Here is a 25,105-nt window from a genome sequence, read left to right on the forward strand (position 1 = left end):
GGACCCAGAGTCCCTCAAGGAGGCCTTCACGGACTTACCACCCACCACGCCACCTTTGCCTTACCCCTCAATAACCCTCATTAACACTCACGACCTCGCGGCGAAACGTACATAGCGGCACCAATCGGACATCTAATCGCCCGGCGGTGTCCCTTGTGGACAGTGAAACCTCTCCGGCGTCCAGAATCAGGCCTGCCCTTGATCAAGCTCCACCACCGATGCGTGCGGCCCCGCCACAGTGCAGGAATAGTCGACCGAGCCATCATGTACTTCACGCGAGCCAGGCCGCAGGCCACAAGTAGGCACCTAAGAGAGGTTCGTTCTAACCGTCATCACCACTCACGAGACCTAGTGCGCGGCGTCGTTCCAAGACCGGCCGTACCCGACGGAGACCTCAAGCGGCACCGCCAGCTCGTAGGCCGAGCCCATTCCCTGGCGCACCAAGGCTTCCAGCTGTTCGCGCTCGCCGTCGGCGACCTCGAGGACGAGTTCGTCGTGGACCTGCAGCAGCACGCGGCTCTTCAGCTTCGCCTCGGTCAGCGCGCGGTGCACGTTGAGCATGGCGACCTTGATGATGTCGGCCGCGCTGCCCTGAATGGGGGCGTTGAGCGCCATCCGCTCGGCCATCTCGCGGCGCTGGCGGTTGTCGCTGTTGAGATCGGGCAGATAGCGGCGGCGGCCGAAGATCGTTTCCGTGTAACCGACCTTCGCCGCGTCGCCCACGACCGAATGGAGGTAATCGCGTACGCCGCCGAAGCGGGAGAAGTACGCCTCCATCTGTTCCTTGGCGTCTTCGGTCGAGATCCGCAGCTGCTGCGAAAGGCCGTACGCCGAAAGGCCATACGCCAGGCCGTACGACATCGCCTTGACCCGGAATCGCAGTTCCGGCGTGATCTCCTCCGGCGGCAACGAGAACGCGCGCGACGCCACGAACGTGTGCAGATCCTCGCCGCTGTTGAAGGCCTGGATCAGTCCTTCGTCCTTCGAGAGGTGCGCCATGATGCGCATTTCGATCTGGCTGTAGTCCGCCGTCATCAGCTCGGTGTACCCGTCGCCGACGACGAACGCGTCGCGGATGCGGCGTCCTTCCTCGGTGCGGATCGGGATGTTCTGCAGGTTCGGGTCGACCGAGGAGAGCCGTCCGGTGGCGGCGATCGTCTGCAGCAGTGTGGTGTGGATGCGGCCGTCGTCGGCGACCGCCTTGATCAGGCCCTCGACCGTGGTGCGCAGCCGGGTCGCGTCCCGGTGCTCCAGCAGGTGCTGCAGGAACGGGTGCTCGGTCTTCTCGAACAGGCTCTGCAACGCCTCGGCGTCGGTGGTGTAGCCGGTCTTGGTGCGTTTGGTCTTCGGCATGCCGAGCTCGTCGAACAGGATGACCTGCAGCTGCTTCGGCGAACCGAGGTTGACCTGCTTGCCGATGACCGCGTACGCCTCCTCCGCGGCCTGGGTGACCCGGCTGAGGTAGTGCGCTTCCAGATCCGTCAGGTGCTCGATGTCGACCGCGATACCCGCTGCTTCAAGACCGGTGATCACTTGCAGCAGCGGCAGTTCCAGCTCGACGAGCAGCTGTGCGCCGCCGAGTTCGCCGAGCTCCTTGGTCAGCGCGCCTGCCAGTTCGGCGACCGCGCGGGCCTTGACCAGCTCGGCCTGGATCTCCTTCTGCTCCATGTCCTCGGCACCACCGTCGAGCAGGGACAGCTGCCCGTCGCCGGTGTCGGCCTCGGAGCGCAGCTCGCGGTGCAGGTAGCGCAGGACCAGGTCGTCGAGCTCGAACGTGCGCTGGCCGGGACGGACCAGGTACGCCGCGAGCGCGGTGTCCATGACGAGCCCGGCGAAGGTCCAGCCGCGCGCGCGGACGGCGTGCAGCGGGGTCTTGAGCTCGTGGCCGATCTTCTGGATCTTCTCGTCGGCGAGCCAGGCCGTGAGCGCCTTGTCGTCCTCGGCGTCCATCGCGGTGACGTCGACGTACGCACCTTCGCCGTCCGGTGCGGCGAAGGTGATCGCCTTCAGGTCGGAGCGGACCGAGGCCCCGGTGGTGCGGAACGCCAGGCCCACCGGCTCGTCCTGACCGGTGTGCGCGGAGAGCCAGTCCCTCAGCGCGCCCGGAGCGAGTTTCGCGCCGCTGACCTCGAAGCCCTCTTCGGCCTCGGGTTCGGCGCTCTGCAGGGTCGCGAAGAGACGGTCACGCAGGACGCGGAACTCGAGCTCGTCGAAGAGCGCGTGCACGGCCTCGCGGTCCCAGGGACGCAGTTCGAGCGCGGACGGACCGAGCTCCAGCTCGACGTCGCGGATCAGCTCGGTGAGCTGGCGGTTCAGCATCACCGCGCCGAGGTGTTCGCGCAGCGCGTCACCGACTTTGCCCTTGACCTCGTCGACCCGGTCGATCAGGTCGTTGAAGGACCCGAACTGCCTGATCCACTTGGCCGCGGTCTTCTCGCCGACGCCGGGGATGCTGGGCAGGTTGTCCGAGGGGTCGCCACGCAGCGCGGCGAAGTCCGGATACTGCGCCGGGGTGAGACCGTACTTCTCCTCGACCGCCTCCGGGGTGAACCGGGTCATCTCCGACACGCCGCGCTTCGGGTACAGCACGGTGACCTGGTCGGTCACCAGCTGGAGCGCGTCACGGTCGCCCGTACAGATGAGGACGTCGAAACCTTCGGCGGTCGCCTGTGTCGTGAGCGTGGCGATGATGTCGTCGGCTTCGTAGTTCTCCTTGGTCAGCGCCGGGATGCCGAGGACCTTCAGCACGTCCTCGACCAGCCCGACCTGGCCCTTGAACTCGTCCGGTGTGGCGCTGCGGTTGGCCTTGTACTCCTTGAACGTCTCGGACCGGAAGGTCTTGCGGGAGAGGTCGAACGCCACCGCGAGGTGGGTCGGCGCCTCGTCGCGCAGCAGGTTGATGAGCATCGAGGTGAACCCGAACACCGCGTTGGTCGTCTGCCCGGTCTTCGTCTTGAAGTTCTCCGCGGGCAGGGCGAAGAAGGCGCGATACGCCATCGAATGGCCATCGATCAGCAGCAGTTTGGGCCGCTCGGCCTGTGCGGTGGCAGGTGTGGCTTTGGCAACGGTCGTGTTCTCACTCGGGCTCACGGGAGCGAGTCTAGGGTGAGGGTCTGACAGTCCTACCTGTCGTGTCCGTTGCGGGCTGTCGGCGGAGCTGCCCGCCAGGCCGGAGGCCCCGCGATCGGGGTGGCGGGTTCACGAATGTTAAGGAGCTTTGCGTGACCGAACAAGCCCTCGAATCCTTCGCCGGGATCGACCCGGCCTACGCCGGCCAGCAGCTCAACGACAAGCTCGGGCTCGAGATCAGCGAACTCGGCCCCGAACGTGTCGTGGGCAGTATCCCGGTAGAGGGCAACCTCCAGCCGTACGGCCTCCTCCACGGCGGCGCGAACGCCGTCGTCGCCGAGGCGCTCGGCTCGCTGGTCGCCGCGCTCAACGCGGGCACCGACAAGGCGACCATGGGCCTCGAACTCTCGTGCACCCACCATCGGGCGATCCGCTCCGGCCGGGTGACCGGGGTCGCGACGCCGGTGCACGTCGGGCGCGGGACGATCACCGCGGAGATCGTGCTGACCGATGACGAGGGGCGTCGTTCGTGCACCGCGCGGCTGACCTGCGTCGTGCGGGAGCGGCCGCCGGGCGCCTGAGGGCCGGTCCAGGTGTGCGATGAAGGGGCCTTTCCTCGCAAATTTTGCTATGAGAGGCCCCTTCATCGCACGACACGGGAGCAGGAGCGGGCGTGGATCTCGACACGGCTCAGGTGCGGGCGTTTGTCGCGACCGCCGACCACGGGCATTTCGGTCGCGCGACCGAATCCCTGTTCCTCACCCAGCAGGCGCTGTCGAAGCGGATCCGCAAGCTCGAGGACACCCAGTCGGTCCAGCTCTTCCGGCGTACCAACCGGTCGGTCGAGCTGACCCCGGACGGCGACCGTTTCCTCCCGCACGCGCGCGCTGCTCCGCGCCTCGGACGCCGCCGTCGCCGCGATGGGCCTGTGGGACCGCCCGCCGCGTCTCGACTCCGCGGCGAGCTCGACCTCCCTTTCGGCCGCGTCGCCGACCTCGGCCGCGAAGTACCCGCCGAACTCGAGCACCGGCTCGTCCGGCTCGAACCGCTGGTGACCCTTCTCGCCCCGGAGCATCCGCTGGCGCGAAATGACGTACTCGAACTGTCCGACCTCAGGGAAGAAGGCATCTGGATCCCGCAATCGGGTGGCCCGATCGAATGGCTTTCCTATTTGCAACGCCTATGCAAAGAATTCGGCGTCCCGATCGACGACTCGAGCGTCAGCTACGACCTCAGGCACACACTGGAGCGAACCCGTTACGGGAAGCGACGGGTGACCCTCGTCGGCGCCGGCTCGAAGTCAGGCGCCTCGGCGAACCCGTGTGCCATCCCGGGAATGGTGACGAGTTCGGATCGCCGCTCCCCCAGCGCCTTGTGCAGCGCTTCGGCCGGTTCGATGATCGAGACGTCGTCCTCCTCGCCGATGACGAGCAGCACCGGCGCGCTCAGTTCCTCCGCCCGCCGTACGTAGTCGTACTCGTCCGCCGCCCCGCGAACCGCCGGCCAGCCCGATCGGGCCGTCCTCAATGGACAAACGAGAGCGCAGCTCCGCCAGTGCCTCGGGGAACTCCGCCTCGACCTGCCTGGTGAGCGGTTCGACGACGTTGAGCACGTTGTCCTCGCTCGCCAGGCGGAAGAAGCCCTCGAAGCCGCCTTCGGGAAAGCGTTTGCCGGTCAGCGGCAACCCGAAGTGCACCCGCCATCTGTTGTCAAGCCTCAAGGAGAAGGAGGGCACCGTTGACGCCCTTTGGGGCAACATTGCTACGGCGAACGGCCGCCCACGAAGGTGGCGAAGACGCCCAAGATACGCGGCTGAAACAAGATCATTACCCACAAGCATGATCCACGTGGTAACGGTGAATCCCCAGCGTGACCAGCGACGACTCGCCAACCGGCAACATTCGTCTTTTCGTGCAATTCGTGCTGGTTTCGACCGTCACGATGTGGACACAGAGTGATGGGCGTCTGTGCAGATCATGGCGTAGGGGGATATCTTCCTGCCCTAACCTAGCCCCTGTGTCGGGGGCAACGCCTACCGGCGGCTGGTTGGTCATGGGAGGTAGTCGGTGTCAGGAGTGCGTTTTGGACGGGTATTCGCCGTCGCGGCGGCTGCATCGCTTGCGCTGGCAGGCTGCGCTGGCGGCAGCAGCTCGTCCGGCAGCGGTGACAGCAGCACGCTGAAGATCGGGTTCATGGGTGACCTCACCGGTGAGAACTCCGGGATCGTGATCCCGCCCCGCAACGGCGCGAAGCTCGCTATCGACGAGTACAACAAGACGAACCCGGCGACGAAGCTGGAGCTGAAGGAGTACGACAGCCAGGGCAAGCCCGAGCAGGCGACGTCGCTGATCGCGACCGCCGTCGGCCAGGACAAGATCACCGCGCTGATCGGCCCGGCCTTCTCCGGCGAGTCGAAGGCCATCGGCGGACAGCTGGAGCAGAACAAGATCCCGAGCGTCTCGCCGTCGGCCACCAACGCGGGTCTGTCCTCGAACGGATGGAAGTACTGGCACCGCGTCGTCGCGAGCGACGCCAGCCAGGGCCCGGCCATCGCCAACTTCCTCATCACGGCGAAGTCGCCCAAGAAGGCCTACATCATCTCGGACGACCAGGAATACAGTGTCGGCCTGGCCGACAACTTCGAGAAGACCTTGAAGGAGAAGAACGTCCCGTCCGAGCGCGACAAGTTCGCCAAGGACGCGTCGGACTACTCCTCGACCGTGCAGAAGGTCAAGGCCGCGAACCCCGACATCATCCTCTTCGGTGGCTACTACGCCCAGGGTGGCCGTCTGCTCAAGCAGCTGCGCGACAGCCAGGTGACCGCCACCTTCGCCACCGGTGACGGTTCGCTCGACGCCCAGCTGATCAGCGGCGCGGGTGCCGCGGCCGCCGAGAAGGCCGTCGTCGGCTGCCCCTGCAACATCCCGGACGCCGGCTCCACCGACGAGTTCAGCACCAAGTACAAGGCCGCGTTCAACCTCGACCCGGCGATCTACGCGAGCGAGGGCTACGACGCCGCGACCGCCATCATCAACGCGGTCAAGGCGGGCGCCACCACCTCGGAGAAGATCAACGAGGCCCTCAAGACGATCGACTTCAAGGGTGCCTCGAAGCAGATCAAGTTCAAGGAGAACGGCGAACCGTCGACGGACGCGATCAACATCTACCAGGTCACCGGTGGCGTCCTGAAGAACCTCGGCGTCTCGACCGAAGCCAAGCTCAACGGCTGACGGAGCAGATAGAGGAACACCTAACGGAAGCGGGGGCGCTGTGCGAACACAGCACCCCCGCTTCCCGCAAATGTGGCGAAAGAAATCCTCGCCCCGTCCCGTAAGGCATCCACGTCATGCTTCAAGATCTGCAAGCCCAGTTCCTCGGTAGCACCATCGGCGGACTGGTCGCCGGAAGCATCTACGCCCTCATCGCCCTCGGCTACACAATGGTCTACGGCGTACTCCGGCTCATCAACTTCGCGCATTCCGAAATCTTCATGATCGGGACGGTCACGTCCCTGTTCGTCCTGATCACCATCGCGGGCGGTACCGCACCGATCACGCTCGGCGTGTTCGGGATGATCGCCGTACTGCTGTTGATCATCATCGCTTCGGCCGCCGTGTCCGGCGGCGCGGCGGTGCTGCTGGAGCAAGTGGCGTACCGGCCGCTCCGCAAGAAGGGCGCCACCCGGCTGGCCGCCCTGATCTCCGCCATCGGCGCCTCGCTGTTCCTGCAGGAACTGTTCGGCCTCGAGATCATCGAATGGATCACGGGCAGGTCCGGCCGCGTGCAACAGAACGCGCCGCGCTTCATCCCGCACGAGGAGCTGTTCCACATCGGCAACGGTGTGGTCCGCACGGACCACGTGTTCGTCGTCGTCGGTGCCGTGATCATGATGATCGTGCTCGACCAGCTGGTCAGCCGCACCCGCATCGGCCGAGGTATCCGCGCCACGGCGCAGGATCCCGAAGCCGCCGTGCTGATGGGCGTCAGCATCGACAAGATCGTGCGCCTCACCTTCCTGCTCGGCGGCGCGATGGCCGGTGTCGCCGCCGCGCTGTACGTGATGGAGTACGAGAACACCGACTACCGCATCGGATTCCTCCTCGGCATCAAGGCGTTCACCGCGGCCGTGCTGGGAGGTATCGGCAACCTGCGCGGCGCTCTGCTGGGCGGCGTCGTGCTCGGCTTGGTGGAGAACTGGAGTTCCATCTTCTTCGGTTCGGCTTGGAAGGACGTCACCGCCTTCGTGGTATTGGTGCTGGTCCTGATGTTCCGTCCCACCGGCATCCTCGGTGAATCGCTGCAGCGGGCACGCGCATGAAGGGCAACGAAGAAGTGGCTGAAAAGTCCCCAGAGAACGGAAAGCCGACGCGCGCCGGCTTTCACCCCGTGGACGGCATGCGGGATTGGTGGGCACGCGCCCCGCATTGGCAACGTTATGGCGTGTACCTGGCCCTGATCATCGGCGCGCTGATCCTGCCCGCGCCCGCGATCGGTTCGTTCATGTCCCCGGCGTCGGACTGGACCACGGTCCTGATCTTCCCGGTCGGGGTGTACATCCTGCTGGCGATCGGCCTGAACATCGTGGTCGGTCACGCGGGCATGCTGGACCTCGGGTTCGTCGCGTTCTTCGCGATCGGCGCCTACACGCTCGCCGTGATGGGCACCCAGCACGGCTGGGGATTCTGGGGCACGCTCGTGCTCGGTATCTTCCTGGCGGCGATGTCGGGAGTGATCCTCGGCGCTCCGACGCTCCGGCTGCGCGGTGACTACCTGGCCATCGTGACCCTCGGCTTCGGTGAGATCGTCCGGATCACCGCCACGAACACCGACGCCATCGGTGGCGCCCGCGGGATCACCAACATCCCGCACCCGGAGCCGATGTTCGGGACCGAGTTCCTGCTCGACCCGGCGCCGTACTACTACCTGATCCTCGCGGCGATCGTGATCGCGATCGTCTTCTCGGTGCGGCTGCACAAGAGCCGTGTCGGGCGGGCGTGGGCGGCCATCCGCGAGGACGAGGACGCCGCCGAACTGATGGGCGTCCCGACGTTCAAGTTCAAGCTGCTGGCGTTCGCCATCGGCGCCATGCTCGGCGGTATGGCCGGTGTGGTCTACGCCAGCAAGGCTGTCTTCATCGAGCCGAACAACTTCCCGTTCATCCTGTCCGCGACCATCCTCGCGGCCGTGGTGCTCGGTGGTGCGGGCAACCTGCCCGGCGTCATGCTCGGTGCCTTCCTGGTCGCCTGGCTTCCGGAGCGATTCCGGTTCCTGTCCGAGTACCGCATCCTGATCTTCGGTGGTGTGCTGGTGCTGATGATGGCGCTGCGGCCGGAGGGTCTGCTGCCGTCGCGGCAGCGCAAGGCGGAACTACACGAAGGAACGGGCGGGATGGGTGCCATGGGCGCCGAAGTCGCGGGTCCGGATTCCGAGGCTTCGGCGGAGGTGACGAAGTGAGCGCACTGCTCGAATTCGACAACGTGACGATGCGCTTCGGCGGTGTCACGGCCTTGAAGGAAGTCAACCTCACCATCAACCAGGGTGAGATCTTCGCCCTGATCGGCCCGAACGGCGCGGGAAAGACCACGGTCTTCAACGTGGTCACCGGTGTCTACCGGCCGACCGAAGGCCAGGTGCGCTTCGGCGACACCCGGGTCGACGGGATGAAGCGGTTCAAGATCAACCAGGCCGGGATCGCCCGTACGTTCCAGAACATCCGGCTGTTCCACAACATGTCGGCGCTCGAAAACGTGATGGTCGGTGCGGACTCGCACCACAAGACCGGCGCGATCTCGGCGACGCTGGGCCTGCCCGTGCACCGCAAGGAAGAGAAGCGGGGCCGCGAGCTGGCGAGGGACCTGCTGGACTTCGTCGGAATCGGCCGGGTCGAGCACAACACCGCGAAGAACCTCTCCTACGGCGACCAGCGCCGTCTGGAGATCGCGCGTGCGCTCGCGACCGACCCGAAGCTGCTGCTGCTCGACGAGCCCGCCGCCGGCATGAACCCGGCGGAGAAGAACTCGTTGCAGCAGTTGATCCGCAAGATCCGTGACGACGGCCGCACCGTGCTGCTCATCGAGCACGACATGGGCTTGGTCATGCAGATCGCCGACCGGCTGGCCGTGCTCGACTTCGGCCAGAAGATCGCAGAAGGGCTCCCCCACGAGGTGCAGAACAACCAAAAGGTGATCGAGGCTTACCTGGGGGTGGCGGAAGATGCTTCTTGAGGTTCAGGACATCAACGTCCACTACGGGAAGATCGCCGCGCTCAAGGGTGTGAGCATCGAGGTCGGCGAGGGCGAGATCGTTTCGCTCATCGGGGCCAACGGTGCCGGCAAGACCACGACGTTGAAGACGATCTCGGGCCTGCGTCCGCTGACCAGCGGCCGGATCCTCTTCGACGGCAAGGACATCTCGAAGACGCCCGGTCACAAGCGGGTCGAACTCGGGATCGGCCAGTCACCGGAAGGCCGGGGTGTGTTCCCCGGTATGACGGTGCAGGAGAATCTCCTGATGGGTGCCTACACCCGCAAGGACGACCTGAAGGCCGACCTCGACGAGGTCTACGAGCTGTTCCCGCGGCTGAACGAACGCAAGACCCAGTTCGGCGGCACGATGTCCGGTGGCGAACAGCAGATGATCGCCATCGGCCGCGCGCTGATGACCAAACCCAAGGTGCTGCTGCTCGACGAGCCGTCCATGGGTCTGGCGCCAATGCTGATCGCGCAGATCTTCGACATCATCCGCGAGATCAACAAGCGAGGGACCACGGTTCTGCTGGTGGAGCAGAACGCGCAGCAGGCGCTGAAGCTCTCCGACCGCGCGTACGTGCTGGAGACCGGTCAAGTGGTCAAGAGCGCCCGCGGTGCCGAGCTGCTGGACGACCCGCAGGTGCGGGCCGCCTACCTCGGTGGTGACCTCGGCGTCTGACGCCGTCGAAAGAAGGGCCCCGTCGCTTCTCGCGGCGGGGCCCTTCTCATGTCAGCTTGATGTCGGTGCCGGTCAGGTTCTTCATATCGGTGAGCGTGGGGCCGCCGAAAGCCCGCAGTACCACGGGTTTCGCCTCTTTCGGGAGGTCGAAGTAGAGATCGAACTCGACCCGGACACCGCGCCCGAGTTCGAATTTGTCGGGCTGCCGCTTGATCGTCATGGCCTGGTTGTCGACCGCGATCACCGCACCGGAATCGGTGATCAGTTGCTGGCGCCGCGTGTCGAAAAGAATGCCGGACAGCCCTTTTCCGGTCACCACCAGGCGGAGCCGGACGAACTGTCCCTTGGCCTCGAACTCGGCGTGGCTGCCGGTGAGACTGGGGAGCCCGGCGGCCAGCCCGATCACCGAGAACTCGGTCTCGCCGTTCATCACCGGTGGCAGGTGCAGCGCGGTCTCGTCCGGCCGGACCTCCCTGGCGGGCAGGTCGTAGACCGCTTTCGGTGGCGCCTGCTGGGGTTCGCCGCCGGAGCACCCGGCGAGCAGGACGAGGGCCGCCGCGGCCACCGCCACGGGCTTTCTCATCGGACGACCTCCACGCTCAGGTGCAGCCAGCCGTCGACGTCCGGCAGCCGCGCCGGGCCGACTTCCGCGCCGGGCAGGAAACGCACGGTCGTCCCGGTCGTGCCGTCGTCCGCGATCGGCGTCAGATCGGTGACCGGGACGCCACGTTCGTAGCGCTGGGTCCAGGAGCCGTTGTCCCGTCGGTTGGTGTGCACGAGCCAGTCGCTCAGCGCGGCCACGACCGATATCCCGCGCCGCGGATGGCCGTCCGGGAGCCATTGCGCGTCGGGGAAGTCGAAGAAGCGCAGATCCTTCGTCGACATGACCGGCTTCTTCACGAAGCCACCGCGCCCGTCGTCCCGGGTGGCGGTGCCCCGACCGTTGTCCGCCACGGAGATCGAACCGTCGGGATGGACCGTGACGGTGGCGCACCCGCCTCCCTTGCTTTCGGCTTCTTCCGCCGCGTAGGCGAGTACTTCGAGGACGAGGTGCGCGACCCCGCCGGGAGCGAACTCCCCCGGTTTCCGGCAGATCCGCGCCAAATGGTCGGCATCGACGGAACCGGCCCAGTCGTGCGTGGTGTTGCGCCACCCGGCGCTCGTGTCACTCACCCTGACATTCTGACCGGTCGGCGGCCACTTGTGCGGCAGATCTCAGCAGTCGTCGACGTGGGAGGCTTCGAGGCACGCACCGCGCTCGGTCCGGCTGGTCGCGCGGTGCAGCAGGGTGTACAGCGTCTCGCGCTGATCGTGGTCCAATGCGCCGAGCACCTCGTCCTCGACACCGGCAAGCGCGAATTCCGCCTTCACGAGTTGCTTCGCGCCGACGTCGGTGAGTTCGACGATGTGCCGCCGCCGGTCCTCGGGCGAGCGGCGGCGCTCGACGAGGTTCGCCGCTTCGAGGTCGTTGAGCAGACCGACGATGTTCGTGCCGTCCATCTCCAGCGTCTTCGCCAGTTGTTGCTGCGAACAGCCGTGGAAGTCGCGCAACACGGTCAACGCGACGAGATGCCGCGGGCGCAGGCCGAGCGGCGCCAGGACTGATTCGCTGCGCAGCCGGATCCGGCGGGTGACGTGGTCGAGCAGCGCGCCGCAACGATGCGGGGGCTGGTTGACGACCGGGAGCTCGGGCACTCGTCAAGTGTACGTTCCACATAATGAACCCCGCAGCATCAATGGTTTGCGTTACACAAACGATCCGTGCAAGATAATACGCATGACGCATCTCCTGCACATCGACTCGAGCATCACGGGCGAGAACTCGACCAGCCGCCGTCTCACCGCACGGGCCGCCGCGGCCTGGCGCGCCGCCCATCCGGAAGGCACCGTCACCTACCGCGACCTGGGCGCCGACCCGCTGCCGCATTTCGACGCGGTGGGCAACGTGGCCAGATTGACTCCGCCGGACCAGCACACGCCGGAGCAGGCCGAGAGGTGGCGGCTCTTCACGGAACTGGTCGGCGAGGTGAAGTCGGCCGACACGATCCTGCTGGGCCTGCCGCTGTACAACTTCGGCCCGCCGAGCACGGTCAAGGCCTGGGTCGACCATCTGATCGTGCCCGGGCTGTCCTTCGACCCGGAGACCAAACAGGGCTTGCTCGGCGGCCGTGACTTCATCGTCCTGGCCTCACGCGGCGGCGGCTATGGCGAAGGCACCCCTCGCGCGGGCTGGGATCACGCGGAATCGTGGATCCCGCACGGTGTGGCCTTGACCGGCCTCGAACCGCGGGTCGTCATCGCCGAGCTGACCATGGCGAAGGTCAACCCGGCGATGGCGGACCTGATCCCGCTGGCCGACGCCAGCCAGGCCGAGGCCGAACGCGCCATCGACGCGTTGTGGACTCCCGTGGCGGCCTGAAGTGGGTCGGGACTCACGACGTTAATCTGGGCGGATGGGGTTCAGCGAGCGGGCGCGCAGGGTGCGCAACGAACGTCTGGCGCACGGTCGCCGGGTCGCGGCGCTGTGCTCGTGCGTGAGCCTGTACCACCCGATCGGTCACCGGGCGACGTTGAGCTTTCTCGAGGAACTGGCCGGGCCTTATCAACGGCACGAGAAGGCGCTCTCGCGGGCTTTGGAGGCATTGGAAGCCAGCCGCGCGGCCTGGCTTGCGGAGATCGCCGACTACAGAACCGTGCGCCTGAAGGAAAAGCGGCTCGGCAGGCGGGTGCCGCCGGACGACGGTCCACCGCCGGGCAGGATGGGCGGGCACTGGTACGCGGCGCTCCCGAATCTGCCGGAACGCGCGGCAGTCCACGCGCTCAAGCTCTGGGAGCGGGAGCATGGACCGGATTTCGCGGACGAAGAGACGCGATCCCTTGTGCGGGAATGCATCGCAACGGGCGGCAGGCTCACCGGTGAACAACTGGACGTCGTACTGGCTCGCCGGACCGGCGATGCCCGCTGGCCGATGACACTCGTCGCCTCGGCCGTGGGCACGAATCCGTGAAGGCCTCCTTGAGGGACTTGTCTTTGTTTACCCACTGGTGTGGAGCTTGTGCGGGTGGCCGGTGTGGCCGGGTGGGGAGGGTTCCGGCCGTTGGACGGCCGGAATCTTCCCCGCTCGGTCGCCGGTCCGCAGATCGTGAGGGACACGAGCTTGATCAAGGTGTGAGACCGGGGCGACGACCACCACCCTCGTCCAGGTCAGAAGTAAGTCCGTGAAGGCCTCCTTGAGGGACTCAGAGTCCCTCAAGGAGGCCTTCACAAACAGCGGCTGACTAGCTGATCCCCGCCGCGAACACGTGCATGGCGGTGTTCGAGGGGAGGGTCACCGCGACGACCTCCTTCCCCGCGGTCAACGGGACGGAGTTCGCGAACACCCGGTACGGCACGGTCGGATACGCGGCGCCGGCGCGGGTGTTCTTGCCCATCACGGTCGCCACCGTGGTCGCGCCGTACTGGGCGGGATCCGCGCAGCACCAGTTGGGGAAGCCGAGTTCGGCCTGGCTCGTGCTGCCGTCGGCGTAGCGGACGACGACGGTGCCCTTCGCCGTGCCGGTGCCGGTTCCCGCCAGCACCAGCTTGGCGCCCGTCCCGCGCACCGCGATCGTCTGGCCGGACGCGAGGACGTTGTCCTTCTGCCCGGTGCCGGTTTGCGGCCAGGTCAGCTGAGCACCGAGCGCGGAGAAGCCCGCGCCGGGTTCGAGACCGGCTTCGGCGAGTCCCTCCGCCCGGAAACTGCTGCCGCCACCATCCAGGTCACCCACCGCGACGTGGGCCGCGTCGGTGACACCGACATTGCCGTAGGCCGCCGCCAGCGAACCGTGCGGAACGGTGACCGTCACCGAGTCGGTGACCCGGTTCTCCCCCAGCCGCGCCTGGTACGACGCGGACGCCGTGAGCTGGTAGTCGTCCGGTTTGATGCCCGCGTCCGGCGTGACCTTCACCGGGACCCGTACGGTCGCGCCGGGCATCACCAGCCGTGGGCCCGCGGGCACCTCGACACGGAACCCATTGGCGGGAACGGAGAACGCGACGTCCCGCACCGGCAGCGGCGTGCCGTTGGTGAAGCTCAGCGTGCCCGTCGCGGTCTGCCCGGGACCGGCGACCGCCGGCAGGGACAGGGCGACCGAACCGTTGCGGTCCTCGGGGAAGATCCCGCCGACGGCGCTGGTGCCGAACAACCGGACGTCCTGGCGGGCACCGGCACCTACGACACCGGTCTTGACCCGCACGACCCCACCGGCGGCCGGGTCGAACCACCAGCCCGACGGGGCCGCGTCCAGTTCGGCCTTGCCGCCGTACTGCCGCAGGGGCGACGTCCCGGCCTGGACGGTGGCGGGCTTGCTTCCCGTGTGGACGGTCAGCTGGTAGTTCCGCGCGGTGGGCTTTCCGGCGTAGGAGCCGGAACTGGCACCGATGCCGACCGTCACCGTGCCGAGACCGGACGTCGGCGCGTCCACGGTGAACGTCTGCTTCGCCTGGTCGCCCTTCTTGTAGGCCCGGGTGACACCGTCGTCCTCGGTGAGCGTGAACGAACCCTTGCCCTGCGGGTAGACGTCGAGGTCGAGCACACCCGTGTCCCGCGTCTGCCACGACTTCGTGCCCTCGGCCCACATCGGGACCACGGCACCCGCGCGGACGAACAGCGGGAGCGTGTCGAGCGGCGCGTCGTAACCGTCCACAGTGGTCGGTCCGGTGTAGGTCTTGCCGCTCCAGTAGTCGACCCAGGTCCCCTTCGGCAGGTAAATGCCGTTGCGGACGGTGGAGTTCTCGTAGACCGGAGCGACCAGAAAGTCCTTGCCGGACAAGAACTCGTACTTCGCCTTCGCGCCCCAGACGTTCGGGTCGTCGGGGTATTCCAGCGCCAGCGGCCGGACCTGGCCGACGCCGGTCTGATGCGCCTCTACGGAATGGCTGTAGGTGTAGGGCAGCAGCCGTTCCTTGAGCAGCAGGTACTTGCGGTTGATCGAGGTGAACGGCTCGCCGTACCGCCACGGCTGCTTGTCCGACGCGGCCCAGCCGTCCATAGTCATCGAGACCGGCAGGAACGACTTCCACTGCAGGTCACGGACGTAGGTTTGCGGGCTGCCGCCGAAGATGCCGTCGATGTCGCCGGTGTTGTACGCGATCCCCGACGTCGTGGCACCGGCGTAGGTCGGGATCTGCCACTTGATGTAGTCGTAGGAACCGGCCTGGTCGCCGCTCCACAGCACGCCGCAGCGCTGCGCGCCCGCCCAGCTGACCGGCGTCCAGACGAAGCCGCGCGCGTCGCTGTTGTCCTCGATGCCCTTGTGCGCGGTGTCGCAGGCGTCCAGCGCGAACCGGTAGCCCGGGCCGACCCACGCGACGTCGAGTTTGCGGACCCGGACCCCGGCCTTGACCTCTTCGACCTGGTTCGGCACGCCGTTCTCGGTCCACAGGCCGAGTTGCATGCCGTTCTTGCGCAGGCCTTCGCCGGTCTGCTGGAGGTTTTCGTACCCGCAGCCGTAGCCGTCGTTGACGAGCATCCAGCCGTTGGGCATCCCGTGCTCGGTGTACCCCTCCGCGACCTTCACCGCGTCCAGCGTGTGCCGTTCGCCGCGGTTGGCGTTGTGCAGGTAGCAGTCGGCGTCGCCGTGCTCGAGGCCGTAGAGCGGTGGCAGGAAAGGCTTCCCGACCAGATCGGTGTAACCGGTGATGACGTCCTTGAGGCCGTCGCCGACCACGTAGGTCGCGTCGAAGCGGCGCTCGTCGTGGGTGGTGCGCACCGGCTCGGTGAAGGCGTAGGTGCCTTGCGCGAAGGTGTTGCGCAGCACGCCGTATCCCGCCGTGGAGGCGTAGAACGGCTGCGAATTCGGTGCGCCGCCGTCGTTCCAGTTGTAGTCGGCGAAGATCCGGATCGTCTGGCCGCGGTGACTGAACCGGCCGTTCTGCTCACCGCCGCCGACGAACTGCTCGGTGGCCGTCCGCGCCAGGGTCTGCGTGGTCTGCTTGTCGGTCCAGGACAGCGGCGCCGACTCCTCCCAGAGCCGCTTGCGGTCCGCGCCGTCGTACAGCGCCAGCCGCATCGGGTGCTTGTACGCCCGCAGCGTCGCCTTGGCCGTGGAAACCGCCCAGTAGTCCCCCTTGTCGGTCTGCTTCGGTGTGACCGGGTCGCCCGTGCGCGGCAGCACGATCTTGCTTCCGGCCGGATCGGTGAACGTGCCGTCCGGCGCCAGCCAGACCCGGACGGCGCCTTCGGCCGGGAAGCTGACGCGCACCGCGGCGCTTCCCGAGTTCAGGGTGACCGTGGCACCGTCGCCGGAGATTCCGGTCAGATCGCCCAGCTTGCCGGACGCCGCCGCGGCCGGGTCGGCGTGGGCGGCGACCGGGGAAAGCCCGAGTAAAGCCACTGCGGCCAAACAACTCAGGGATTGCGCAACTCTGCTCATTCCAGACACCTTTCGCGCATGAATACGCAAGATGGTCTCTGTATAGCGCACGGATCGCGCAAAGTCATCCGCCGAAGCGGTGCTGCCGACTTTCGTCGGGTCGCACGAAGATCCTTATGTCACAAGGAGTGCGCGAAAGACGTGAAGGCCCCTTCCCCACGCTGAAGGTCAGGGTCCCGGCAAAGTCGCAGAGTTGCTGGTCGGCACTTGTTCTTGGTGGTCCGGATGTGGCATCACTGATGCCCGCGGGGTCCGAGTGTGGAGGATTCGGGACGGTGAACGTCCCAAATCCTCCACACTCGAGGTGCACCAGGTTCAGGGGCACGCCCCTGAACCAATTCCTTCATAGACGTCGGCCTGCGCCAGGACCAAGAGATCCCCGACCTGCAGCATCCCGACTTTGCCGGGCCCTTGGCTGAAGGTCAGGGTCCCGGAGCCTTCGCCGAGGTGTCGTGAAAACCAGTTTCGGGGGCCTTACCCCTCAATAACCCTCATCAACACTCACGACCTCCGACAGAACCGCACATAGAGGTGCAAACCGGACATCCAGTCGTCGAGATGTGTCCCTTGTGGACGCTGAAGCCCGGCAGGCGCCCAGAGTCAGCCTGCACTCTCAGACGGCTTGGACCTCGACCCCGGCGGCTTCGAAAGCCCGCAACACCTTCGGGTCGGCGTTGGAATCCGTGACGAGGGCGTGCACCTGCGGTGTCGCGCAGATCCGGGCGAACGCGCGACGGCCCAGCTTCGAACCGTCGGCGACCGCGACGACGCGCTCGGCCCGTTCGACCATCAGCCGGTTGATACTCGCTTCGCCTTCGTGGTGGGCGAAAGCGCCGGCCTCGGCGTCGAACGCGTCCACCCCGAGGAACAGTAGGTCGATCGTCAGTTCACTGAGCACACGCGTGGCCAGCGGGCCGCTCAGTTCGAACGACTGCGGACGCGCCACACCGCCGGTCACCACGATCTTCACATGGGGCCGCACGGCCAGTTCGTGCGCGATGTTCAGCGCGTTGGTGACCACCGTCAGTCCGGGCGAATCACGGAGACCGGCCAGATCGGACCGCGTGGCCAGCGAGCGGGCGACCCCGGCCGTGGTGGTCCCGCCGTTGAGGCCGACCACCATGCCCTGCGCCACGAGCGCCGCCGCGGCCACACTGATCCGCTGCTTCTCGGGCACGTGCCGTGCGGTCTTGTACCGCAACGGCAGGTCGTAGGCGAGATCGTTGGCCACCGCGCCACCCCTGGTGCGGGTGAGCAGCTGTTGTTCCGCGAGGTGGTCGAGGTCGCGCCGGATCGTGGCCGCGGAGACGTTCAGCTCCTCGGCCACCTCTTCGACATCGATTTTTTCCCGCTGCCCCAGCAGGTCCAGCAGGGTGCTCAGCCGTTCGTGCCGGGCCATTCGCGCCACTCCTAGCTCGCTGCGGCCTATCGCGCATGAGGTTGCGCTGTTGGCCACTGTTTCGAGCAGTATGCTGCATCGCGGTTGTCCACCGCGAGCGGCACGCCGGTCAGCGGCCCGGCCGGTCACTTCATTCGGAAGTCGTACTGTTCCGGCAGCGGTTCCTCCGAAACCGCCGCCCAGGTGTCCGAAAGAGACGTTTCCCCTTCCCTGATGTTCGCGACCTCGAAGCCGTGGTCATAGACGGCCTTGGCACCGGCGATATCGCCTTGTGCCAGGCGGGTACGGGCGGCCAGCAAGGCGATCCGGCCCTGCCGGGGAAGCCCGTCCAGCAATTCGCCCGCTTCTCGCGGCAGCCCGGCGGCGAGTTGCGCCGCGATGGCCTCGACGACCAACGGCCGCAGCGACGGCGCGAGGGTGACCGCTCGCCGGTACAGCCAGGCGGCCTCCGGGCCGGCCGTGGCGACCGCGAGATTCCGCAGTGCCCAAGGGTTCTCGTCGGCGGCGACGGACTCGCGCCAGGCACGGACGGCGTCCGAATGCCGTCCGGCCGCCCAGTGCGCGACGCCGCGGTGATACCAGGTCAGCCAGTTCTTCGGCGCGTACTCCATGAGATCCGCCCAGTACCGGTTCACCAGCGTCGGCGGGGGGACGGCGAGCGGATCGCCGTCCGGCGGAGTTCCGTCGAGCAACGCGAGCCACGGCTCCTGGTCGGGACCGAGTGATTCGTCCGGGAACGGCGTGCCCGGCAGGCACATCGGCGCCCGCCGGTTCTCGAGCGCGCCCCAGCCGGATCCGGTGGACAGGAAGGACTCCGGAGTGACGTCGGCGATCTTCCGCCAAGCGTCGTGGTATTCGTCCAGTGCCTCGGCCGACGGCAGTCCCGCGGCGACCGCGCCTCGGGCCGCCGTCCAGTCGTCCCCGTGCACCAGCGCGGGATCCGCGGAGACCGGACCGTAGGCCTCCAGCCAGTCCCAGCTCTCCCCCGCCGTCAACCGCAGGTGCTCCAGCTGTGTGCGCGCGAGACCGGCTTGGATCTCCAGATAGCCGCCCGCGCCGGGGGCCAGCCACTCCTGCCAGCGCCGCCCACCGGCGGATTCGCCCCACAGGAACAGCTTCCGGCCGCGCAACCGGCCGGTGGAGAGCTGCGCCAGCCCCGTGCCGTCGCTCTCGACGGCCGCGATCCACGGCTTTCCGGTCACCTCGAAGAAGTAGTCCGCCGCTGCTTCGGCGCGGGCCGGATAGGTCAGGTCTCCGGTCACGTCGACCAGATCCAGCCGCCCCGAATAGCCGTAGTGCCACGCCTGCGTCGCGGGCGCCAGCACCCGTGTGCCGCCGTTCCGCGGAACCGCGATGTTCGACCACCAGTACACCGGGACGTCGTAGGGATGCGGATTCCGCACCCGCACCGCCACGAGCAGGTGATCCGAGCCGTCAGGCAGCCAGAAGTCGATCTGGTACGGCAGATCGCGGGTGCGTTCCCACTCCCACAGCCGCAGCACCGGCGTGCCGTCGGGACCTTCGATCTCCGCGGCGAACATCGGCTCGCAGGTCAGCGTGGTGTGCCCGGTGCTGCCGAGGTTCCATTCGACACCGCCGGCGAACCACGCGTCCCGCAGGGCGAGGTTCGCCGGCTGGAACACCGGATTGCGGTAGAGCAGCTCACGGCCGGACGGTTTGTGGACCAGCGAATACAGCCGCCCGCCCAGCGAAGGCAGCACGGTGGCGCGGAGCCGGTCGTTCTCCAGCACCAGCGCCGGAAGCTCGCGTTCGGTGCGCTCGCGGGTGTAGCCGTCCTGCAGCAGGCACGGCAGCGTGGTGTCCAAGCGGCCGTACCCGATGCCCTCCGCCAGGTCCGGTGGCAGCTCGTCCACATTGGACACCTTCGCCACCGCCTCGGGTTTCCGCAACGGCGGCAGCGGGTTCTCCGGCCCCAGTTCGGCGGCCGGGAGCACCAGCCCGGTGCGGTACAGGCGGGTCATGCGTCCGGAAGCCTGTCGCCGGTCGTGGCGTCGAACAGGTGCACCGCTCCCGGCTGCGGCGTCAACGAGATCGGCTCGCCCCGCTGCCACGGAGCCATCCCCGGGGTGCGGACCGTCAGCACGCGGTCACCGTCCCGGCAGTAAAGGTACTGGTCGCTGCCCAGTTCCTCGACGACCTCGACAATGGCCTCGTAGCCGCCGTCGCCGATCGTCCAGCCTTCGGGCCGGACGCCGACGACGATGCCTGGTCCGGTCAGCGCCGACCGCTGCGCCGGGGTCAGCGGCAGCCGCGTACCGCCGACGACGGCACCATCGGTGTCCACAGTGGTCTCCAGCAGGTTCATCGCGGGCGAGCCGATGAACCCGGCGACGAACACGTTGACCGGCCGCGCGAACAACCCGACCGGCGTGTCGCACTGCTGCAGGATCCCGTCCTTGAGCACGGCGACCCGGTCCCCCATGGTCATCGCCTCGACCTGGTCGTGCGTGACATAGAGCGTCGTGATGCCCAGCCGCCGCTGCAGGGAGGCGATCTGGGTCCGCGTCTGCACCCGGAGTTTGGCGTCCAGATTGGACAGTGGCTCGTCCATCAGGAACACACTCGGTTCCCGCACGATCGCCCGGCCCATCGCGACCCGCTGCCGCTGCCCGCCGGACAGCTTCGCGGGTTTGCGGTCGAGGTACTCGGTCAGGTCGAGCACGGCGGCGGCCTCGCGCACCTTGCGCTCGCGTTCGGCCTTGCCGAGCTTGGCCAGCTTGAGGTGGAAGCCGATGTTCTCCCCCACCGTCATATGCGGGTAGAGCGCGTAGTTCTGGAACACCATCGCGATGTCCCGGTCCTTCGGCGGCAGTGCGGTGACGTCACGGTCGCCGATGTGGATGGAGCCGTCGTCGACGCCTTCCAGACCGGCGAGCATCCGCAGCGTGGTCGACTTCCCGCAGCCGGAGGGGCCGACCAGTACCAGGAATTCGCCGTCGGCGACCTCGAGGTCGAGGCCGTCGACCGCCGGGCGGTCCACCCCGGCGTAGAACCGCGTGGTGTCGGAGAAGGTCACGGTGGCCATCAGGTCCTACTTTCCGGCGCCGAGGGTCAGGCCGGTGATGATCCGGCGGGCGAGCACGAGATAGAGCACGAGCATCGGGAGCACGACGATCGCCACCCCGGCGATCAGGCCGCCGTACTCCGACTGATAGCTCGCGGCCCCGTAGAAGGTGAAGAGGGCGCGGGACAGCGTGAAGTGCGCCTGGTCCTTGAGGAACACGATCGCCAGCAACGTCTCGTTCCACAGGCCGATGGCGTTCAGCGTCAGCGCGGTGATCATGCCGCCGCGCGTCAGCGGCAGCATGACCGAGAAGAACGTGCGCATCGGCGACGCGCCGTCGAGCGCGGCCGCCTCCTCCAGTTCGTCCGGCAACGACCGGAAGAACCCGGTCATCAGGAACACGGTGAACGGGATGGACAGGGCCACGTACAGCACGAACAGACCGTATTCGTTGTCCAGGCGCACTTTGCTGAGCACCACGAACAGCGGGATGATCACCGTCTGGAACGGCACGCCCATCCCGATCGCGACGACGTTGGTCATCGGCCCGGCGCCGCGGACCCCGAGGCGGGTCAGCGCGTACGCGCAGGGCGCCGAGACTGCGACCGTCACGACCGTCGCCAGCCCGACGAGGACCACGGTGGTCACCACGGCGTCGCCGAACCCGGCGTTGCTCCAGGCGTAGATGAAGTTCCGGAACGGCTTGCCGACGTGGAACCATTGGTACGGCAGGGCGAACGGCTTGGTGAAGATCTCCACCGGCGTCTTGAACGACGCCGTGAGCAGCCAGTACAGCACCAGGATGTTCCCGGCGGTGAACAGCCACACGATGGTGGAACCCAGCACCCGCAACGGGCTGAACTTCTTGGAGCCGGGCGCCGGACGCGGTTTGCGCGGTGGCTTGCGCACCGGTTTCGGCGAGGACCGCGCCGGCGCCTCGATGTCGGTGATGGACATGTCGTCTCCCTCAGAACTGGATCGCGTCACGGCGCATCAACCGGCGCAACAGGACGACGAGCACGGACACCAGCGCGATCATCGCCACCGCACAGGCACAGGCGGCCCCGAAGTCCGGGGTGCCGTTCGAGCCGAAGGTCCGGTCGAACACGTAGATCCCCAGCGTCCAGGCCTCGTTGGGCGGGGCGTAGGTGCCCGGCCCGGCCAGTACGAACACCAGCTCGAAGATCTTGAGCGCGTTGATCGTCCACAGCACCCCGGCGACACCGACGACGTCCCACGTCATCGGCAGCGTAATGTTGCGGAACTTCTGCCACGGCGACGCGCCGCCCAGTTCGGCGTCCTCGTAGAGATACGGCGGGATCCGGTCGACCGCGGCCATCAGGATGGTGATGTAGAACCCCGAACTCGCCCAGATCAGCGACGCCGTCACCACACCGGTCACATTGGACGGTGCCAGGAACTTCGCCGCGTCCGCGCCGAGGCTCTCCATCACGTAGTTCGCCAGTCCCTGTTTCCCCGGCTGGTACTTGAACACGAAGCCGAGGAACATCCCGAGCGCCACCGGCGCCACGATGTTGGGGAAGAACAGGATCGCGCGGACGGTCTTCCCGCCCTTCATGTCCCGCAGCACCATGGTGAACAGGAACGCCAGCGCGAACGTGCCGATCCCGCCGAGGAACACGTAGACCAGCGTGTTGCGGAAGGCGTACTGGAACGAGTCGCTCGACCACATCTGCGTGTAGTTGGTGACCCCGTTGGGTTCCGGCGTGTCCCCGGCACCCGCCCAGCTGGTGAAGCTCAGCACCACGGTCGCGATCGTCGGCAGCACCAGGAAGGCCAGGTACAGCACCAGCGCCGGCGCGGCGAACGGCCAGAACAGCCGTTTCTTGCGGCGCAGATGAGCCCCGGCCTCCGGGACCCGCACCTTCGTCGTCGGGACCGTGGCCATCAACCCTGGTTCTTCCAGAACTCGGCGCCCTTGGTGGCGAGCTGGTCCACGAACTGCTCCGGGGTGAGCTGCCCCTTCAGCAACGCGATGTCGGCCGGGTCGAAGACGTCGGTCTGCCATTTGCCACCGGCGATGCCGTCGATCCCGTCGTACTGCAGCACGTGTTCCTTCTTCGGATCGTCCATCGCGGCCTTGACCTGCTTGAGGTCGTCGGGCACGGCGAGGTCGGCGCGCGGCACGAGGTTGTCGGCCACCGCGGGGATCCCGGAAAGCAGGTCCTTGTTGAGGAAGTAGGCGATGAACGCCTTGGCCGCCTCGGCATGCTTGGCCTTCTTGGTCACCGAGAAGCCGATCGACATCTGCTCGACGGTGTCATGCGTGGCACCGGCGGGCATCGGGAACTGGAAGGAACCGTAGTTGATCTTCGTCCCGGCGCCCTGCTTGTCCAGGTACTCCCGGGTCTCGCTCGGCGCCCAGCTGCCGACGTAGAGGAAGCGGGAGTCGCCGTCGGCCCAGCGCTGCTGCACCTGCGGGAACTTCGCCGCGTCCCAGCCGTCGATGAAGTACTTCGGCAGTTTCGCGGTTTCGGCCGCGGCCTTGAGGAAGCCGGGGTCGGTCTTCCACGCCTGGCCGGTCTTGTCGGTCGCCGCCTTGTACAGCCCGCCCGCGCCGACGTACCGCTCGGCGAGCTGGGTGTAGTAGTACATGTTGTAGAACGGGATGTCGCCGTCGAGACTGATCGCGGCTTTGCCGTCGGTCTTCGCCTTGTCGAACAGCCCGATCAGCTCGTCCATCGTCTTCGGCTGCTGGAGGTCACCGGCGGTGTCCTTGTTGAACCACCAGGCACTCGACTGGATCGTGTACGGGACCATGAAGTTGTGGCCCTCGCGGTCCTTGTTCTGCGGGAAGTCGTAGGAACTGGGCGAAAGCACGTCCTTGACGGTCTTGTCGCCCTCACCGACCTTCATGCCGAACACGTCGTCGACACTCTGCGTGCCACCCGGCGTCATGATGGCCGCGCCGACCTTGCTGACGTCCTGGTCGAACAGATCCGGCACGGCGTCGGTGTTCAGCGCGGGCACCAGGTTCTGGGTGTAGGCCTTGCGGCCCAGCCACTGCACGTCGACCTTGACGCCGGTCTTCTCCTGGAAGCATTTGAAGGCCTTCTGCAGGACCTTGCCCTGCGGTTCGTCGGCCGTCCACATGGACCAGTACGTGAATTCCTTGTCCATTGCGGGTTTCACCGCCGCCTCGGGACAAGGCGCGTTGAGGAACTGGTCGACTCCCGGGAGCGCGTTCTCGCCGGTGCCGCCACCCGCGTCCCCGCCGCCGCATCCCGCGAGCAGAAGCGACGCCCCCGCCGTCAATGCCATGAGCTTGCCTACCCGCATCCGCCACCACCTGGATCGAAGATCACACAAGTTCTGCTTGTTATTGCGCAGTTTTGTGAGGTTTCACGCACATGTCAACAGTCAATCGCGCAAAGTCTGCTCAATCGTCACCTTTTCCGGTTCAGTACGCCCAAGTTTGAGCACACCGAGCAGACGTCGCACCTCTGCCGCGACGGCCGCGCGCCCGGCACCGAGGTACTTCCGCGGGTCGACCCGTTCCGGATGCGCGCGCCAGTCGTCGACCGCGGCCACGGTGAACACCTTGTTGAGCTGGGTGGCGATATTGATCTTCGTCATCCCGGCCCGCACCGCTTCGGCCAGCCCCTCGTCGGGGACGCCGGACGAGCCGTGCAGCACCAACGGCACCGGTACCCGCTCCCGTAGCCGCGCGATCAGCTCGAAGTCCAACGCCGCGTCGCGGGTGAGCATGGCGTGCGAACTGCCCACCGCCACCGCCAGCGCGTCCACCCCGGTGGAAGCGACGAATTCCGCCGCCTCGTCCGGATCTGTGCGCGCGCCGGGCGCGTGGACGCCGTCCTTCCCGCCGACCTCGCCGAGTTCCGCCTCGATCCACACTCCGTGGTCGTGGCAGTACGCGGCGACTTCCCTGGTGGCGCGCACGTTGTCGGCGTAGTCCAGTTTGGACGCGTCGAACATGACCGAGCCGAAGCCGAGCGCGACCGCCTCGCGGACGAGGTCGACCGATTCGGCGTGATCGAGATGGACCGCGACCGGTGTACCGGCCGCCCTGGCCGCGGCGAGCGCGGCGGAACCGACCGGCGCCAGCGCGCCGTGGTATTTCACGGCGTTCTGGCTGAGCTGCACGATCACCGGCGCTTCGGCCGCGACCGCGCCGTCGACGATCGCGGTGAGGTGTTCGAGCTGGATCGCGTTGAACGCGCCGCAGCCGTGCCGGGCCGCCGCGGCGGCTCCGACGATCTCCCCGGTTCCCACCAGAGACATGAGGTTCT

Annotated in this window: 21 protein-coding genes and 1 pseudogene; 9 read left to right on the forward strand and 13 right to left on the reverse strand. The window is 67.2% G+C overall.

What is annotated here, in order from left to right; all coding sequences use genetic code 11:
- Positions 1–348 precede the first annotated feature (348 nt).
- Entirely contained in the window at positions 349–3,090 is a 2,742-nt protein-coding gene (gene polA / locus ACZ7KI_RS37610) for a DNA polymerase I (RefSeq protein ID WP_470277771.1), read from the reverse strand.
- A gap of 131 nt (positions 3,091–3,221) precedes the next feature.
- Here polA and ACZ7KI_RS37615 point away from each other — a divergent pair, with 131 nt between their 5' ends.
- The gene (locus ACZ7KI_RS37615; protein WP_470277772.1) at positions 3,222–3,650 is read left to right on the forward strand and encodes a PaaI family thioesterase; all 429 of its coding nucleotides are present in this window, start codon (positions 3,222–3,224) and stop codon (positions 3,648–3,650) included.
- Positions 3,651–3,742: 92 nt separating this feature from the next.
- Positions 3,743–4,402, forward strand: a pseudogene (locus ACZ7KI_RS37620) (LysR family transcriptional regulator); the annotation flags it as partial.
- Here ACZ7KI_RS37620 and ACZ7KI_RS37625 read toward each other — a convergent pair.
- Positions 4,327–4,506, reverse strand: coding sequence for a hypothetical protein (locus ACZ7KI_RS37625; RefSeq protein WP_470277834.1), 180 nt, complete (start codon positions 4,504–4,506; stop codon positions 4,327–4,329). The pseudogene ACZ7KI_RS37620 and the gene ACZ7KI_RS37625 overlap by 76 nt on opposite strands.
- Before the next feature lie 638 nt (positions 4,507–5,144).
- Between ACZ7KI_RS37625 and ACZ7KI_RS37630 the strand changes: the two genes are divergently transcribed.
- From ACZ7KI_RS37630 to ACZ7KI_RS37650, 5 genes are all read left to right on the forward strand, one after another.
- Positions 5,145–6,299, forward strand: coding sequence for a branched-chain amino acid ABC transporter substrate-binding protein (locus ACZ7KI_RS37630; RefSeq protein ID WP_470277773.1), 1,155 nt, complete (start codon positions 5,145–5,147; stop codon positions 6,297–6,299).
- A 116-nt stretch (positions 6,300–6,415) separates the two neighbouring features.
- Positions 6,416–7,387 carry a branched-chain amino acid ABC transporter permease gene (locus ACZ7KI_RS37635; protein WP_470277774.1) on the forward strand — a complete coding sequence of 324 codons (972 nt, stop codon included), beginning with the start codon at positions 6,416–6,418 and terminating at the stop codon, positions 7,385–7,387.
- Complete coding sequence (locus ACZ7KI_RS37640) at positions 7,384–8,523, forward strand: branched-chain amino acid ABC transporter permease (protein ID WP_470277775.1); 1,140 nt, start codon at positions 7,384–7,386, stop codon at positions 8,521–8,523. Before ACZ7KI_RS37635 ends, ACZ7KI_RS37640 begins: the two co-directional genes overlap by 4 nt.
- A complete protein-coding gene (locus ACZ7KI_RS37645; protein WP_470277776.1) occupies positions 8,520–9,293 on the forward strand; it encodes an ABC transporter ATP-binding protein in 774 nt (257 codons plus the stop codon). The genes ACZ7KI_RS37640 and ACZ7KI_RS37645 overlap by 4 nt, the downstream gene beginning before the upstream one ends.
- The gene (locus ACZ7KI_RS37650; RefSeq protein ID WP_470277777.1) at positions 9,283–9,996 is read left to right on the forward strand and encodes an ABC transporter ATP-binding protein; all 714 of its coding nucleotides are present in this window, start codon (positions 9,283–9,285) and stop codon (positions 9,994–9,996) included. The genes ACZ7KI_RS37645 and ACZ7KI_RS37650 overlap by 11 nt, the downstream gene beginning before the upstream one ends.
- A 46-nt stretch (positions 9,997–10,042) precedes the next feature.
- On the opposite strand, the gene ACZ7KI_RS37655 is transcribed toward ACZ7KI_RS37650, so the two are convergent.
- The 3 genes from ACZ7KI_RS37655 to ACZ7KI_RS37665 are packed head-to-tail and all read right to left on the reverse strand — an operon-like array spanning position 10,043 to position 11,691.
- Positions 10,043–10,579 (reverse strand): DUF4352 domain-containing protein, encoded by a 537-nt coding sequence (locus ACZ7KI_RS37655; protein WP_470277778.1) that lies wholly within the window; start codon positions 10,577–10,579, stop codon positions 10,043–10,045.
- Positions 10,576–11,169, reverse strand: coding sequence for an ATP-binding protein (locus ACZ7KI_RS37660; RefSeq protein WP_470277780.1), 594 nt, complete (start codon positions 11,167–11,169; stop codon positions 10,576–10,578). The genes ACZ7KI_RS37655 and ACZ7KI_RS37660 overlap by 4 nt, the downstream gene beginning before the upstream one ends.
- A gap of 42 nt (positions 11,170–11,211) precedes the next feature.
- Positions 11,212–11,691, reverse strand: coding sequence for a MarR family winged helix-turn-helix transcriptional regulator (locus tag ACZ7KI_RS37665; protein WP_470277781.1), 480 nt, complete (start codon positions 11,689–11,691; stop codon positions 11,212–11,214).
- Positions 11,692–11,773: 82 nt separating this feature from the next.
- On the opposite strand from ACZ7KI_RS37665, the gene ACZ7KI_RS37670 reads away from it, so the two are divergent.
- Positions 11,774–12,415 (forward strand): FMN-dependent NADH-azoreductase, encoded by a 642-nt coding sequence (locus ACZ7KI_RS37670; RefSeq protein WP_470277782.1) that lies wholly within the window; start codon positions 11,774–11,776, stop codon positions 12,413–12,415.
- 34 nt (positions 12,416–12,449) lie between these two features.
- Positions 12,450–13,004, forward strand: coding sequence for a hypothetical protein (locus ACZ7KI_RS37675; protein WP_470277783.1), 555 nt, complete (start codon positions 12,450–12,452; stop codon positions 13,002–13,004).
- Positions 13,005–13,275: 271 nt separating this feature from the next.
- Here ACZ7KI_RS37675 and ACZ7KI_RS37680 read toward each other — a convergent pair whose 3' ends face one another.
- The 8 genes from ACZ7KI_RS37680 to ACZ7KI_RS37715 form a co-directional block, all read right to left on the reverse strand.
- Positions 13,276–16,371 carry a TIM-barrel domain-containing protein gene (locus ACZ7KI_RS37680; protein WP_470277784.1) on the reverse strand — a complete coding sequence of 1,032 codons (3,096 nt, stop codon included), beginning with the start codon at positions 16,369–16,371 and terminating at the stop codon, positions 13,276–13,278.
- A gap of 652 nt (positions 16,372–17,023) precedes the next feature.
- Positions 17,024–17,809, reverse strand: a complete 786-nt coding sequence (locus tag ACZ7KI_RS37685) for a DeoR/GlpR family DNA-binding transcription regulator (RefSeq protein WP_470277785.1) — start codon at positions 17,807–17,809, stop codon at positions 17,024–17,026.
- A 125-nt stretch (positions 17,810–17,934) separates the two neighbouring features.
- Entirely contained in the window at positions 17,935–19,791 is a 1,857-nt protein-coding gene (locus ACZ7KI_RS37690; protein WP_470277786.1) for a DUF5107 domain-containing protein, read from the reverse strand.
- On the reverse strand, positions 19,788–20,855 hold the full coding sequence (locus ACZ7KI_RS37695; RefSeq protein WP_470277787.1) for an ABC transporter ATP-binding protein: 1,068 nt from the start codon (positions 20,853–20,855) through the stop codon (positions 19,788–19,790). The genes ACZ7KI_RS37690 and ACZ7KI_RS37695 overlap by 4 nt, the downstream gene beginning before the upstream one ends.
- Positions 20,856–20,861: 6 nt before the next feature.
- Positions 20,862–21,791: a carbohydrate ABC transporter permease gene (locus ACZ7KI_RS37700; RefSeq protein ID WP_470277788.1), complete on the reverse strand. Its 930-nt coding sequence runs from the start codon at positions 21,789–21,791 to the stop codon at positions 20,862–20,864.
- Between the two features lie 10 nt (positions 21,792–21,801).
- A complete protein-coding gene (locus tag ACZ7KI_RS37705) occupies positions 21,802–22,743 on the reverse strand; it encodes a carbohydrate ABC transporter permease (protein ID WP_470277789.1) in 942 nt (313 codons plus the stop codon).
- Positions 22,743–24,134 (reverse strand): ABC transporter substrate-binding protein, encoded by a 1,392-nt coding sequence (locus ACZ7KI_RS37710; RefSeq protein ID WP_470277790.1) that lies wholly within the window; start codon positions 24,132–24,134, stop codon positions 22,743–22,745. The genes ACZ7KI_RS37705 and ACZ7KI_RS37710 overlap by 1 nt, the downstream gene beginning before the upstream one ends.
- Before the next feature lie 81 nt (positions 24,135–24,215).
- Positions 24,216–25,097, reverse strand: coding sequence for a class II fructose-bisphosphate aldolase (locus ACZ7KI_RS37715; RefSeq protein ID WP_470277791.1), 882 nt, complete (start codon positions 25,095–25,097; stop codon positions 24,216–24,218).
- Positions 25,098–25,105: the final 8 nt, after the last annotated feature.

This window comes from Amycolatopsis sp. NPDC039088, assembly GCF_055598845.1.

Excerpts from the sequence above, each read along its gene's own strand:
- ACZ7KI_RS37635 (WP_470277774.1), top strand. The coding sequence starts at position 6,416 with ATGCTTCAAGATCTGCAAGCCCAGTTCCTCGGTAGCACCATCGGCGGA.
- ACZ7KI_RS37640 (WP_470277775.1), top strand. The coding sequence starts at position 7,384 with ATGAAGGGCAACGAAGAAGTGGCTGAAAAGTCCCCAGAGAACGGAAAG.
- ACZ7KI_RS37650 (WP_470277777.1), top strand. The coding sequence starts at position 9,283 with ATGCTTCTTGAGGTTCAGGACATCAACGTCCACTACGGGAAGATCGCC.
- ACZ7KI_RS37655 (WP_470277778.1), bottom strand. The coding sequence starts at position 10,579 with ATGAGAAAGCCCGTGGCGGTGGCCGCGGCGGCCCTCGTCCTGCTCGCC.
- ACZ7KI_RS37670 (WP_470277782.1), top strand. The coding sequence starts at position 11,774 with ATGACGCATCTCCTGCACATCGACTCGAGCATCACGGGCGAGAACTCG.
- ACZ7KI_RS37675 (WP_470277783.1), top strand. The coding sequence starts at position 12,450 with ATGGGGTTCAGCGAGCGGGCGCGCAGGGTGCGCAACGAACGTCTGGCG.
- ACZ7KI_RS37685 (WP_470277785.1), bottom strand. The coding sequence starts at position 17,809 with ATGGCCCGGCACGAACGGCTGAGCACCCTGCTGGACCTGCTGGGGCAG.
- ACZ7KI_RS37690 (WP_470277786.1), bottom strand. The coding sequence starts at position 19,791 with ATGACCCGCCTGTACCGCACCGGGCTGGTGCTCCCGGCCGCCGAACTG.
- ACZ7KI_RS37695 (WP_470277787.1), bottom strand. The coding sequence starts at position 20,855 with ATGGCCACCGTGACCTTCTCCGACACCACGCGGTTCTACGCCGGGGTG.
- ACZ7KI_RS37700 (WP_470277788.1), bottom strand. The coding sequence starts at position 21,791 with ATGTCCATCACCGACATCGAGGCGCCGGCGCGGTCCTCGCCGAAACCG.
- ACZ7KI_RS37705 (WP_470277789.1), bottom strand. The coding sequence starts at position 22,743 with ATGGCCACGGTCCCGACGACGAAGGTGCGGGTCCCGGAGGCCGGGGCT.
- ACZ7KI_RS37710 (WP_470277790.1), bottom strand. The coding sequence starts at position 24,134 with ATGCGGGTAGGCAAGCTCATGGCATTGACGGCGGGGGCGTCGCTTCTG.
- ACZ7KI_RS37715 (WP_470277791.1), bottom strand. The coding sequence starts at position 25,097 with ATGTCTCTGGTGGGAACCGGGGAGATCGTCGGAGCCGCCGCGGCGGCC.